General features: G+C 57.9%; 12 protein-coding genes and 1 tRNA gene. 6 read left to right on the top strand and 7 right to left on the bottom strand.

Annotated features, from left to right (window positions below; all coding sequences use genetic code 11):
* Positions 1–45: 45 nt before the first annotated feature.
* The 5 genes from EX00_RS02190 to EX00_RS02170 all read right to left on the bottom strand — a co-directional run bounded on the left by EX00_RS02190 (position 46) and on the right by EX00_RS02170 (position 2,860).
* Positions 46–540 (bottom strand): DoxX family protein, encoded by a 495-nt coding sequence (locus EX00_RS02190; RefSeq protein WP_047453673.1) that lies wholly within the window; start codon positions 538–540, stop codon positions 46–48.
* Positions 541–561: 21 nt separating this feature from the next.
* Positions 562–1,317: an HvfC/BufC N-terminal domain-containing protein gene (locus EX00_RS02185; protein ID WP_047453671.1), complete on the bottom strand. Its 756-nt coding sequence runs from the start codon at positions 1,315–1,317 to the stop codon at positions 562–564.
* Positions 1,318–1,326: 9 nt separating this feature from the next.
* Complete coding sequence (bufB, locus tag EX00_RS02180; protein ID WP_047453669.1) at positions 1,327–2,181, bottom strand: MNIO family bufferin maturase; 855 nt, start codon at positions 2,179–2,181, stop codon at positions 1,327–1,329.
* A 75-nt stretch (positions 2,182–2,256) separates the two neighbouring features.
* A complete protein-coding gene (locus tag EX00_RS02175; protein ID WP_047453666.1) occupies positions 2,257–2,541 on the bottom strand; it encodes a BufA1 family periplasmic bufferin-type metallophore in 285 nt (94 codons plus the stop codon).
* Positions 2,542–2,584: 43 nt separating this feature from the next.
* A complete protein-coding gene (locus EX00_RS02170; RefSeq protein ID WP_047453664.1) occupies positions 2,585–2,860 on the bottom strand; it encodes a BufA1 family periplasmic bufferin-type metallophore in 276 nt (91 codons plus the stop codon).
* Between the two features lie 390 nt (positions 2,861–3,250).
* On the opposite strand from EX00_RS02170, the gene EX00_RS02165 reads away from it, so the two are divergent.
* The 3 genes from EX00_RS02165 to EX00_RS02155 all read left to right on the top strand — a co-directional run bounded on the left by EX00_RS02165 (position 3,251) and on the right by EX00_RS02155 (position 4,673).
* Entirely contained in the window at positions 3,251–3,817 is a 567-nt protein-coding gene (locus tag EX00_RS02165; RefSeq protein ID WP_047453662.1) for a sigma-70 family RNA polymerase sigma factor, read from the top strand.
* Positions 3,804–4,439, top strand: coding sequence for an NrsF family protein (locus tag EX00_RS02160; protein ID WP_047453660.1), 636 nt, complete (start codon positions 3,804–3,806; stop codon positions 4,437–4,439). The genes EX00_RS02165 and EX00_RS02160 overlap by 14 nt, the downstream gene beginning before the upstream one ends.
* A 160-nt stretch (positions 4,440–4,599) precedes the next feature.
* Positions 4,600–4,673: transfer RNA gene (locus EX00_RS02155), tRNA-Gln, on the top strand.
* Positions 4,674–5,038: 365 nt separating this feature from the next.
* Here the strand turns inward: EX00_RS02155 and EX00_RS30695 are convergent.
* Positions 5,039–7,315, bottom strand: a complete 2,277-nt coding sequence (locus EX00_RS30695) for a class I SAM-dependent methyltransferase (RefSeq protein ID WP_080761188.1) — start codon at positions 7,313–7,315, stop codon at positions 5,039–5,041.
* A gap of 706 nt (positions 7,316–8,021) precedes the next feature.
* On the opposite strand from EX00_RS30695, the gene EX00_RS02145 reads away from it, so the two are divergent.
* Positions 8,022–9,155 carry a class I SAM-dependent methyltransferase gene (locus EX00_RS02145; RefSeq protein WP_080761187.1) on the top strand — a complete coding sequence of 378 codons (1,134 nt, stop codon included), beginning with the start codon at positions 8,022–8,024 and terminating at the stop codon, positions 9,153–9,155.
* A 241-nt stretch (positions 9,156–9,396) separates the two neighbouring features.
* Here EX00_RS02145 and EX00_RS02140 read toward each other — a convergent pair whose 3' ends face one another.
* The gene (locus EX00_RS02140; RefSeq protein WP_047453656.1) at positions 9,397–10,383 is read right to left on the bottom strand and encodes a class I SAM-dependent methyltransferase; all 987 of its coding nucleotides are present in this window, start codon (positions 10,381–10,383) and stop codon (positions 9,397–9,399) included.
* Between the two features lie 470 nt (positions 10,384–10,853).
* Between EX00_RS02140 and rfbB the strand changes: the two genes are divergently transcribed.
* Together rfbB and rfbD are read left to right on the top strand one after the other, a co-directional pair.
* Positions 10,854–11,921: a dTDP-glucose 4,6-dehydratase gene (gene rfbB, locus EX00_RS02135; RefSeq protein ID WP_047453654.1), complete on the top strand. Its 1,068-nt coding sequence runs from the start codon at positions 10,854–10,856 to the stop codon at positions 11,919–11,921.
* Positions 11,918–12,817: a dTDP-4-dehydrorhamnose reductase gene (rfbD, locus tag EX00_RS02130; RefSeq protein ID WP_047453652.1), complete on the top strand. Its 900-nt coding sequence runs from the start codon at positions 11,918–11,920 to the stop codon at positions 12,815–12,817. The genes rfbB and rfbD overlap by 4 nt, the downstream gene beginning before the upstream one ends.
* The last annotated feature ends 61 nt before the right edge of the window (positions 12,818–12,878 follow it).

Raw genomic sequence — 12,878 nt, 5'->3', positions numbered from 1 at the left:
GTCCTGCCTCCATCATCGCCGCGCCTGCTGCGGCCAGTTACACGATCATCCTTTGTTACATCCGGGGCGAAAGCGCCGGGCGATGAAATGGTCGATGGCGATGCGGCCCGGTCCGCCGGCGATGATCACCAGGAAGCAGGTGGCCCAGGTGCCGTGCGTTGGCCAAGCATCGGGATAAACGAAGATCTCGATCACCAGCGTCATGCCGAGCAGCGCCAGCGCCGACAGCCGGCTGGCAAAGCCAATCACCAGCAGAACTGGAAAGAAATGCTCGCTGAAGGCGGCGATATGGGCGGCGATCCAGGGATCGACGAGCGGCACTTTGTATTCTGTCTGGAAAAGATAGACAGCGTTGTCGGTGACATGCCAGCCGTCGACCTTGGTCTGGCCCGATTGCCAGAAGACGGCGGCGATCGACAGGCGGGCAATCAGCGCGATCAGGTCGTGCGGAATGCGGTCGAGCAATCTCAGAATGCCATAAAACCGTTGCGGCACGGTTTCGCGTTCGGCCGTGGCGGCCGTCATCATCTGGTCTGGCATGGCGGCTCTCCTGAACGGCGTCTAGTGGATGGTTGTGAATGCGCCGGCGGCAAGCGCCCCGGCGAGATTGGCTGAAAGATCGAAGTCCGGCGCCGCGGCAACAGCTGTCTCTACGGCGGTGGCAAGATCGGCGCCGGCGGCAAGTGCTTCGAGAAAAGTCGCGCCACCTGACGGCAATCGGTGGATTTCGACCGTCATGTTCGGCTGCACAACGAGGGCATCCTCGCCGCCCCAGTCGTCGATCGGGCGAAGCTCCGTCTCGCCGGCGTTCATCGCCCAGATGGTGACCACCGGAAAAGGCGAGCGCAGGATCGAGGCGGACGGATGCAGCTCGAAGGTCAGGCTCCCCAGCCGTTCCGGCTCGATCGCCGCCAGCAAGGCGGCTTCGAGCGGCGCTGCGTCGGCGGCATGATAGGCTTTGCCGCGCGCCGCCTCCAGGCGGATGACGTCGGGCAGATAGGCGATCTCGCGCGCCGGCTCGAAGGTTTTGACAAAATCGGCGAAATCATCGCCATAGGCCAGCAGCAGCGGCGATCGCGGTGGATGAAGCCCGACGAATTCATGCGCCGTGGCGGCGAAGAAATCCTGGCCGACGATCTTCTCCGTCGCCGGAAAGCGCGAGGCGAGGGCGCTGATCAGTCCGATGGCGACATTGTTGCGGTAGACGCCGAAGCGCCGTTCCGGCGGGAGGCCATTCCAGGCCGTCAGCCCTTCGGGAATGGCACGATCCGTATCGAGGAGTGCGGCGGCGAATTCGGCCTGGGTGGTGACGGACATGGTCGTTCCTCACGCCGCCCGGCGTTTGGCGGCCCGCCGCAAGATAGCATCGGCGGCTTCCGCTTCGGCTCTAAGAATAGGCCATTCCGGGACGTCATTGTCCCATTCGACCAGGCTGGCGATCGGTCCGGTGCGGGCGATCAGCTCTTCATAGAGCGCCCAGACCGGGTCCTTGACCGGCGTGTCGTGGCTGTCGATCAACAGCGGCGCGCCGGCGTCGTCGGCGGTTTCGGAATGGCCGCTCAGATGGATTTCGCGCACCCATTGCACGGGAAAGTGGGCGAGATAATCGCGCGGGTCCATGCGGTGATTGGTCGAGGCGACGAAGACGTTGTTGACGTCGAGCAGCAGGCCGCAGCCGGTGCGCCGGACGGTCTCGGCAAGGAAATCGGTCTCCTCGATCGTGCTTTCCTCAAACAGCAGATAGGTCGCCGGGTTCTCGAGCAGCATCTGCCGGCCAAGCACCGTTTGCACCTGATCGATATGGGCGCAGACCTGGGCAAGCGTCGTTTCCGTGTAGGGCAGGGGCAGCAGGTCGTTGAGAAAGGTGGTGTCGTGCGTTGACCAAGCGAGATGTTCGGAAAAGCTCTCCGGCTCGTAGCGGTCGCAGACGATCTTGAGCCGGGCAAGGTGCTCCGCGTCGAGCGGCTGCATCGAGCCGATCGACAGGCCGACGCCATGGATCGACAGCGCGTAATCCTGGCGCAGCTTGCCGAGTTGCGCATGCGGCGGCCCGCCGGCACCCATATAGTTTTCGGCATGCACCTCGAAAAAGCCGATCGGCTGCGCGGCGGCATCGATGGCGGAAAAATGCTCCGGCTTGAAGCCGACGCCGGCGCGGCGGGGAAGCTCTGAGGGTTTCATGACGGACCTCTTCGGTTTCGGGAGACGGCGGCGCGATCGAGATTGCGCCGCCCGTCCTTGCATATGCCGGTCGGCTCAGACGGGTGCCGGGCCTTGAGCCAGCATGCCATGGCCGTTCGGCGTCTTCATCGTTTCACAGGTGCCGGCCGGAACCAGCTTCCAGGAATTTTGCTGGTAGTCGACCTTCGACGTGCCGGCGCAGGTGGTGCCCGGGCCGGCGGCGCAATCGTTCTGGCCCTTGAGAGCTACGCCGTAGCATTTCTCCTTGGCATCGGCAGCAGAGGCGGCGGGAACGCTGGCGATCAGCGTCAGCGCCGTGGCGACCGAGGCTGCGAAGGCGAGAGCGGGAACTTTGTTCATGACAAACTCCGGATATCGTGTGGTTCGGATGATAAGTCGACGATCAGGCCGGGGTCAGCGAGCCGTGACCTTTTGGCGTCTTCATGGTGGTGCAGGTGCCGGCCGGGACGAGCTTGAAGGACATCTTGTCGTAGCTCATGGCCGACTTGCCGGCGCAGTCATGCTTGCCGGCGGCGCAATCATTCTGGCCCTTCAAGGCAACGCCGTAGCATTTTTCCTTCGACATGGTGTCGGTGGCGGAAGCGGGGGCAGCGGCGACCGATGCGAGCACTGAGGCCAGCGAACCGGCAATAGCCAGGGTGAGGATGCTGTTTTTCATAGGTCTGTCTCCGTGATCGGTGCGAGCCGTGATTGGCTTGCACTGACGTCTACGGAGCCGCCACGGCGAATATTACAGATGCTGCGAAATTTTTCTTGGATGCCGCCCGAGCCCCAGATCGGACAGTCTAATATTCAATTCAATCCATGTATATCAGGGACGAGAAGAGCGGTGCGGCTTCGGAAGAACGGCATCCCCACTCAGGGAGGATAAGGTGTGCTTGATCGCGCAGTCGCGTTCTTTTCACGCGGGGCTCTGGCAAATCGTTGAATAATGTCCAATCCTCAGTGCAGGTGCTTCGGTTGAAATCCGATCCGGGGAGGATCTTGAAAAAAGCATGACCATCGCCGGTAACAAAATAGTGCGGCCGCGCGTAGTAGAGGATGTCGGATGAAATATTCGGCGCGCGAAGAGGAGTGGGCAGCCTGGATGCGAGCCGCCGTCGCTGGCGATGCGCAGGCCTATCACCGCTTCCTGTCCACCGTCACGCCGCATCTGCGCGCCATGGCGCGCCGGCGCTGCGATCAGTTTGGCGCGGCGGCGAGCGAGGCCGAGGACGTGGTCCAGGACGTGTTGCTCGCCATTCACCTGAAGCGCGGAACATGGGATGCGTCGCGTCCCATCGGCCCGTGGATATCGACGATCGTCCGCAACAAGATGATCGACAGCCTGCGGCGGCGCGGGCGGCATGTGAGCGTGCCGATCGACGATGTCATCGATATCCTGGAGGCCGAGGAGCAGACGGATAGCTTGGATCGGCTTGATGTCGACCGTATGCTGGCACAATTGCGGGACCCGCAGCGGACCATCGTGCGCTCGATTTCCGTCGAGGGAACCAGCGTGCGCGAAACCGCTGACCGGCTGAGAATGACTGAAGGTGCGGTGCGCGTCGCGCTGCATCGCGCATTGAAGGCGCTTGCCGCCTTGTATCGGAGTGACAGCAGTGAAAACCGATGACCTTATCCATCTTCTGGCGCAGGACGCGCCGGTCCGCACGCGGATCGGGCCGACGCTGACGCTTGCGGCCATCGGGGGCATCCTGATCAGCGGCGCGATGTTCTTCGCGGCGATCGGTTTTCGAGCCGATATCGGCATTGCGATGGAAACGGTTCGCTTCCTGTTCAAATTCGTGGTGACGATCGCGCTTGCCCTCACCGCAAGTGCGGTCGTTTTCCGCATCGGTCGTCCTGGCGTTTCGCTGCGCCCCTGGGGCTGGGCGCTTCTCGCCGCGCCGCTGCTGCTGGCAGTCGCCGCGCTTATTGAAATGATGGTCATGCCGGCCGATAGCTGGGGTCCGCGCATGATGGGGCATAATGCGCGCTTCTGCCTGACGATCATTCCACTGCTGTCGATCGGCCCGCTCGCCTGCTTCCTCTTCGCGTTGCGCCAGGGCGCGCCGGAAAGGCCGGGCGTCGCTGGCGCGGTCGCCGGGCTCGCGGCCAGCGGCATCGCCGCCACCTTCTATGCGTCCAACTGCACGGACGACAGTCCGCTCTTCGTCCTGCTCTGGTATCCACTCGCCATCGCCATCGTGACAGCGGTCGGATATGTCGCGGGCCGGCGCCTGTTGCGCTGGTAAATGATCGGGTACCGAGGCCCCGCGGGAGGCCCTGATCCAGGGCTTTCGTCGAGCCTTGCCAAAAAAAAGCATTTGCCTGCGTTAAACTATTTGCATCCGCGACGAATTCTATTATAGAGGCGCAACCTTCGCCGCGAAGGGTTTATCGCCTAGCGGTCGTTGGGGAATAGTTCAATGGTAGAACGACGGACTCTGACTCCGTTAATCTTGGTTCGAGTCCAGGTTCCCCAGCCAATTGTTTTTGCTAACGTTTTCCCTCGTTAAATCCAGAACATTACAAGTCGGGTGGACGCTCATTTGGGAGATTTTGTTCTCGAATTGCGCTTTCGGCTAGGGCAACGTCTCAGTTTAGGTAGCTCGCATCGAGAATCGATGCGGACTTCGCGAGGCGTATGGCCGGTGATTGTTGCAATCTCCGGCTCCGTGTACTCTGTAATCGCCAGGCGCGTGAAGACATTTTCTTTAAGATCATTGGATGCGGCTCTGAAATTCCCTGCCTTGCGGGCGGCAAGCGCGTCCCCAGACCGTGCGGAAGCCGTTAGCCGTCCAATTGCGGGTAACAAGGCGCTATAAACCGCGAGACGGTACACGGTCTCTTTCTACCGCCCCAAAATACGGTCGGCGAGCCGTCGAAGGGAAGCCGTCATGCGCCAGGTCGTCGACTGTTCTATCGCCTGCAGACGCAAGACTTCGGCCTCGAGTTGTCCGATACGTTCATTCGTCTGGTCGAGCGAGGTGTCCGTATCACTGGGAAGAAGAGGGTCGACCGTGATTCCGCGCTCCACGAAGGGAAAATTACTGATAATACAGATCAGCCGCCCTGGATCACCCAGGCGGAATTCCGAACGGACTAGCCGATAGGCCGGCGAAACCGCGCAAAATTGCGCCAGCCACCAAGCCGGATCGCGAATAGTCAAATGGCTATGCGCATCGTCATAGCAGGCAATCTTGTGGAATTGCCAGTGCGCAGCCTGCGTCAGGCGTGAGAGCGTGTGCCCGACGTCCTGGGTAGCGATATGTTCGAGCACATCGGCGGATACCAGAATATCCGCATCGAGTTGCGGCACCTGCTTGGTAATGTCACAGGCGATGAATTCGATATTGCCCATTCGTTTCTGCAGTTCGCGGACGCCGGGGGACAGCGCCCAGTCACATCCGATAATCCGACGCCGCGTCTGTGCGGCAAGCTCAAGATAGCGACCGTTCCCGCAGCCCACTTCCTGCAAGGTCTCGCCCGGAATATGCGAGAGCAGATCGGCCTCCTCCACCAGCCAGTTGTTCTGCTGGTACCCGATATTTGTCTCGTGCAACGAAGTGTAATAAGCCGATCCTAGGGCTCGCCCGTCACGTTCAGTTGCGGAAGCTGATCGTCCCGGCGCATCCGGCAACAGCATGACCGATTTCATACCCACCCCCAGTTTTCGTTTGTCATCCGGATTTCCAGCATCCGCTGGCGATAGAAAATTTGACGATCGAATGCGCAACTGAATATACTCAGCCGCCAGCATATCACCGGAAACCGGAAAATCGATGCATCCTTGCCAGCCGGTCGCAGCGGTCATGCGTGTCGTAACCGGTGCCGCTGTATTGCCGGCGGTGACCTCAACCACCTGAACGCCGCTTGGAGTTTGTGCCGCCGCCGAAAAGACAAGGCGCAGCGTTCCACCGACACTCCCAGCAGGCAACCGCAACAGCAACATCGCCTCCCGTTCCGCGGCCCAGACCCCCCAACTCTCCTGCGGGTGCCAGCCGTGCGTCAATGCACCTGCGAAAGACGGCGCCCCGGCATGCAGCTCATATGCCGGTTGAAGCTCAGGAGCCTCGGGTACCGACGCCGAGGCAAGGCCCCAGCTCACCTGAAGCGAATCATGCAATGGCATGACAGCGAGATCAGGACGCGAGCCAACGGTCTGCTCTGGCGTTTGCAGACGCCGCATGAGCACGTTCAACAAGGTTTTCCAGGAGACGCGCGCCTGCCGGAGCCGTAACTCTCCTATCAAGGGGCGATCGCGATCAGGCACCATAAGCTGATGAGTGCTTTTTCCAGCAAGCCGAGCCTCCGCAAGAAAACCAGAGGACAATGCGATGATATCCTCCACGGATGGATCTGCCAGCAGCGCATAGCTTCGGCGCTGCGTCAGGATCGCATGCGGAACCGCATCGAGGATCGGCAACAGGTGTTCTATGGAATTCCAGTGTGGATGCGGCCGTATCAGGAGCAGGTCCAGCTCGGCTGCGATCTCCTTGATCCTGTCAATGAATTGTATTGGTGCCACAATCCTTCCATCGGCGATGACTGCGGCATCGTGGGGAACCTGTCCCACGAAAACGCCCACGCGAGCGCCATGAAAGAAGCCAGGGGTCGGCGCGATGCGCCGTTCTCGTGCCAGCAGAGCAGCCAGCGCGGGGGCGAGCGCCTTTTCCGCAATCACTGATTGGCTGAAATCCGCAGCCAGAGCCTCATCGTTCGTGGAGACTGCGAGGAATAAATCCGGTCCAAAACGAAGCGTATCGATTTCGATGTCGAGGAAGGGGATTTTCCTGTCCAGCAGCATGTTTATCAGCAGCGGTGGTAAGCCGAAACCCAGCACGAAGTCTGCTGCGATAAAGGAATCCAACCCAGCTGCGTAGCCTGCCTCGCAAGGAGCGCATCGCGCGGCCGCCCAGCCTTCCATAGTCGATGGATAGCCAAGAGCTTGTATCAAGCGAGCGGCATCACAACTCTGATCTTCTCGCGCGCCGAGAACACTGATATCCCAGTCCGGCCCAGCCAATGTTCGGCAGAAGCCCTGCAGCCACCGCAGATTATCATCGAGATGTGGAATTCCAACGTGCTTTCCGCGAAAGACGTCGTCTAGAACATGAAGACGTGGCATTGGCTTTATTTCTTATCCCAACTGCAGGCCGCAGCCTGGGCCTAATACTTCGGACAGATTGTTTCGAGCCGTTCACCGTCGGGCACAATCATATCCAGATTTCCGTCGATGCATCGGTGCATTGGAAGTATTGAGAGTATGTTGCCAACCGGCTCTCGACAAGCAGCTAAGTTGACGTGAATCGCCAGCCTTGACTGTGTGTCTTGAGCAAATTGTCGGAGTGGAAGCGATCGGCGCGTGACCTGTCGTCAGAAAGCTCATCCGTTACTGGATTGGGCGCTGCGGATCATAGTGCATCGATGCGTCACGGAGTGTCGGCTATGAATTGGCATGGTAGTCTGGAGCCTGGCCACGTCCTCTCTTCGCATCCGATGTCTGTTGCCTATAACCATAGCAAGAACCCTCACCATCGACATTCGCGCGACTCCTGCTATTCCTTGCGCTCCATGATAACAGACAACTGCGGGGGCTCGATGTCTGGGAAAGAAATCTGGAAAATCTGCGAAAGCTCCGAAAGCGCCCGTGAAACGGAGACGCGTAGTTGATGAGGTTTTGTCGCATATAACCTAGATAAACAGATTCATGAAACGTATGAGCAGCAAGACTCTGTGGGATATGTTGCATAGAAAAATTGTGCCAATCCTACTGAAAAACTTGATGTTCTTTAATATTCCGCGCGAATTATACAATTGGGGGCAATCAACGCATGACTTCTATTTCACCAAATGAATGGCACGTTTCAGATTTAGATCGTTTCGTCGCCGAGTGCGATCGTTTGGGCGGCCCGGAGCATCCAGATACGATTCGGGCCATGGCGAATTTTTCGCTCACTTTTGATACGCAAGTGGACAGGAGCCTCGACCCATTTTCGGACGAGTATTTTGCGCAACAAATGGCCCTTTATATTGAAATAGCCAGTCGCTCATTCGAGCCAACGACAGGGGAATTGACACGTATTGATCCGATAAAGCATTCCCAAGGCGCAAATCCATATCTCTCAAACAACACGACCGTGATATCGAGTCATGTGCGAACGATATCAACGGTGATGACGGTTGCGAATTTGCCCCCCGCTGCGCGCGTTCTGGATTTAGGCTGCGGATGGGGATTATCCAGCGAAATCATGGCTTTCTGTGGCGCTACGATCGACGCGGTCGATATCAATCCGCCGTTTGTCGAACTGGTCAATTTACGCGCAGCCCCACGCAATTATGATATCAGAGCGCGTCACGGGGAGTTCGATAGCCTTGAAGCCGATGGGTTTTATGATCTCATTCTGTTTTATGAATGCCTTCACCATGCATCCAAACCATGGGAGCTGATTGAACGCGTAAAATCTTTCTTGTCGCCAACTGGGAAGATCGCTTTTGCCGGAGAGCCAGTCAATGAAATCTGGTGGCCGAACTGGGGCATGAGGCTAGACTATCTATCTGTCTATTGCATTCACAAGTTTGGCTGGTTTGAAAGCGGCTGGTCGGAGGCTTTTATACAAACCTGCTTCCGTCGTGCTGGACTCGATGTGGCAGTTTATCCCCAGATTGGACTGCGGAACGGGTCTATCGGTTACGCTATGCTTCCCGACATTCCGATCGAAGCAAAGCCAACTCCGGAGACCGCTGGCGTTCACGTCGCTGCCGCTGCCGCTCTTCCTCCCATAGGGCCGGAAACCATCATTCATGGATTGTATCAAACCTTGCTTGGTCGCAATGCGGACCCCACCGGAATAGCATCGTTCGGCCCCATAGCGGTATCTGGACCAGATGGGATTGCGGAAGTTATAAGGCATATTGTCGGATCAGAAGAATATGCGAGCTTTCAGAATCGCAAGATCGCTGTGTGATAAGCGCCCAAACTGAGTGACCCGTTTCGGCGGGTTTCTTTTTGCCGGCTCTCCTCGGACGGAGGGTGGACCGTCTCGCCAACGTTTACCGAGATGAACGATACCTCCGTCACCAATGTCACCGGTCTTTTCCCAACAGCCTGTGCCGTCTGAGCAAATGCGATCGAGGGGCATCCCTTGATGATTGCAGTCTCGCAAGTCGCCTTTGCTTGGCGAGCATGGTTAGGATTAGGTGGTCATCTCAAAGGGTGGGATTTCTCCACCCTTGCACACCGTCGACAGTGATCTGCGGTGAGCCGCCATCAATCCTTATGATCGCGGCCCGTTCCATTTCCAGACGCCAGCCGGCGGCAAGCATGATTTCCATCAGCTTTCCTTCGATGGCGCGAGAATGGGTGCCGATCACGATGTAGCGGACATATCGGTTGATCTCGCCAAGGCAGGATTCAACGAAATCGGTCTCCCCGCCTTGTATGTCGATATGCAGAAGATCCACGATCTTTCCGTCAGACAACTCCGAAATGGGATACGTGTCCAGAATATCATGGCTTCCGGTCTCGGCGGCATCCTCAACCTGCTTGGTGGAGGCATTGAAGATCGGTTCCGATCCCCATTTGGCACCCGCATTGTCCACCACCGGGAATAGGGCCTTTCCTTTTTGCCCAGCAGCGATGCCGTGAATAATCCTGTAATCGTTTTCTTTAAATCCGTTGTCAGCCATTGATTGATGAGCGAGCTTCACATGCTCCCCGTCGCCCTCAATGCCGATCAGGTCAACCTTGAGACCAGCATGACGTGCCGCCGCGCCAGTATTCAACAACCAGCATCCCCATCCGCAGCCGAGCTCTATCACTCGGAAAGTGCCTTTCGCCAGGTCGACAGCGCGGAGCGCGGCGGCCCATTCTGCGATATCCGCATGCCAGTTGGCGGGGATCGGCACTGGCTCGACAGAACCTTCCGTTCCGTCCAATATTCCCGGGAAGGATTTCGGCGATATCTTGACGCCTAAGAAATTCGTCCGGTGATTGGGCGCTGGCAGCAGCGCTTTGCGAGCATGCCGCTTCATCACCTCGATCGCATCGAATGAACTCACATAGTGATAGAAAGGGCTGTTTTCGGAATTGGCAGCAACTAATTTGGCAGTGAGGGAATCTCGTTCTGAGATCAGGCTCAGCCGATCATCCCATAGACGCTTAATCTGCGGAATCTTCAATGCCAGTGTTTTCATAGAACTCCCCCAATCAGCAACACTAATTTACACTTAGCGATATTAGGAAACATTTCGCAAATAAAATCATCTCAAAAGTTGTATCATGTAAATCTGATGTAATCGCACAACGGCTATCGCTCCCGAATATCTTGCCGTGAGACCTTCAAGCGGGAATCACGCCACGCCCCAGAGATTTGAACAACTGCGAGGCGCCGGACTTTTGACAGGTCCGCAAAGGCGGTCAAACCCGGCATAGATCTCAGTGACACGTGTTATGATTGTAGTCCGTCCGCAGGTTGCATTTTTGCAAAATGGACCGGAGGCGAAACTTTGATGCGGGGGCGATTTTAGTAAACTGGCAGAGAAAGCTTTTCAAAGCGTTTGTGGACGTTGTAGAAGTCTGGCCTTCATCGCCAAACGTTTCTTGGCAATATCGGTTGGATAGCTGTGATTGTATTAAGATAATTCTGGGTGGGAATAGAAGCGAAATGACGATATTGGTTTCGGGGGGCGCTGGCTTCATTGGCGGGAATTTCGTTCTCGATTGGTTGAAACACTTCGATGAAGCGGTGATCAATCTCGATAAGCTGACCTATGCCGGCAACCTGGACACGCTCAAAGGGCTGCAAGGAAACAATCGTCATGTGTTCGTTCATGGCGATATCGGCGACCGCGATCTGATCGGCAATCTGCTTGCCACGCATAAGCCGCGCGCCGTCATCAATTTCGCCGCCGAAAGCCATGTCGACCGGTCCATTCACGGGCCTGGTGATTTCATTCAAACGAATGTCGTCGGCACGTTCAACCTGCTGGAATCGGTCCGTAGTTACTGGGACGGTTTGCCGAGCGACGAGAAGCAGGCGTTCCGTTTCCTGCATGTCTCGACAGATGAGGTCTATGGCACGCTTTCCAAGGAAGAAGCGCCGTTTGACGAGCTCCATCGATATGAGCCGAACAGCCCCTATTCCGCGAGCAAGGCGGCGTCCGATCATCTGGTGCGCGCCTGGCATCACACCTACGGCCTGCCGGTCCTGACCACCAATTGCAGCAACAATTACGGCCCTTACCATTTCCCAGAAAAGCTGATCCCCCTGGTGATCCTGAACGCGCTGTCGGGCAAGAGCCTTCCGATCTATGGCGACGGTCAGCAGATCCGCGACTGGCTCTATGTCAAGGATCACTGCAGCGCCATTCGCCGCGTGCTTCAAGCGGGCAAGGTCGGCGAGACCTACAATGTCGGTGGCTGGAACGAGAAGCCCAATCTGGATGTGGTGCATACGATCTGCGCCATCCTCGACGAGTTGCGGCCGAAGGCTGGCAGCGGCCGCTACAAGGACCAGATCGCCTTCGTGAAAGACAGGCCCGGCCACGATCGCCGTTATGCGATCGATGCGCGCAAGCTCGAGCGCGAATTGGGCTGGAAGCCGGAGGAAACCTTCGAGACCGGCATTCGCAAGACGATCGAATGGTACCTCGCCAATGAGGATTGGGTGAAGAATGTCACCAGCGGTACCTATCGCGAATGGGTAGGCAAGCAATATGAGGTTCAGCCGTGAGTTCAATCCTGGTCACCGGCGCCAACGGGCAGGTCGGCTTCGAATTGCAGCGCGCTCTCGCGCCATTGGGTACGGTAACGGCAGTCACGCGTGCCGAGATGGATCTGGCGAATGAGGCGAGCATTCTCTCAGTCCTTGAAGAGCATAAGCCAAGTATCATTGTGAATCCCGCAGCCTATACCGCCGTCGATCGCGCCGAGAGCGAAAGAGAGCAGGCGATGGCGGTGAATGCGGTGACGCCAGGCGTGCTGGCGCGCTGGGCTGCGGATCATGGCGCCTATCTCGTACATTATTCGACGGACTATGTCTTCGACGGCACGAAGGCCGATGCCTACGTTGAGACCGATCCGGTCAACCCGCAGTCGGTCTATGGCGAAAGCAAGTGGCTGGGCGAAGAGGCGGTGCGTTCCTCTGGCGCTCGTCACGTCATCCTGCGGACAAGCTGGGTCTATGGCCATCACGGCAACAATTTCCTCAAGACCATCCTGCGCCTAGCGCAGGAGCGCAGCTCGCTGAACATCGTTGCCGACCAGATCGGCGCGCCAACATCGGCGGCGCTGATCGCCGACGTCACGCGCAGGGTCGTCGAGTTTGCCGGCGCTCCGGAAGCACCGGATGTGTCGGGTACCTATCATCTGAGCGCGCAAGGCGCGACGTCCTGGCATGATTATGCGGCACATATCGTCCGCGAGGCATTGGCGAGGAACGTCAAGCTTGCGCTTACGCTCGATGCCTTGAAGCCGATCCCGACCGCCGACTACCCGACACCGGCGAAGCGGCCGCAGAATTCGAGACTGAACTGCGCCAGGTTGATGGATCGCTTCGACTTAAGTCTTCCCGTATGGCAGGAGGGCGTGACGGGCGTCCTCGAGAGACTTATTCCCGCCGCCCATTGAAATGCGCGGGGCCTGTCGAAATTATCGATTGCAATTGATGGGCTGACCGATTGTAAAAGCG

Source organism: Martinezella rhizogenes, from assembly GCF_000799715.1.
Taxonomy (GTDB): domain Bacteria; phylum Pseudomonadota; class Alphaproteobacteria; order Rhizobiales; family Rhizobiaceae; genus Rhizobium; species Rhizobium rhizogenes_C.
Note: the sequence above shows the minus strand (reverse complement) of the source record. Positions and strands in the feature narration are given on the sequence as shown.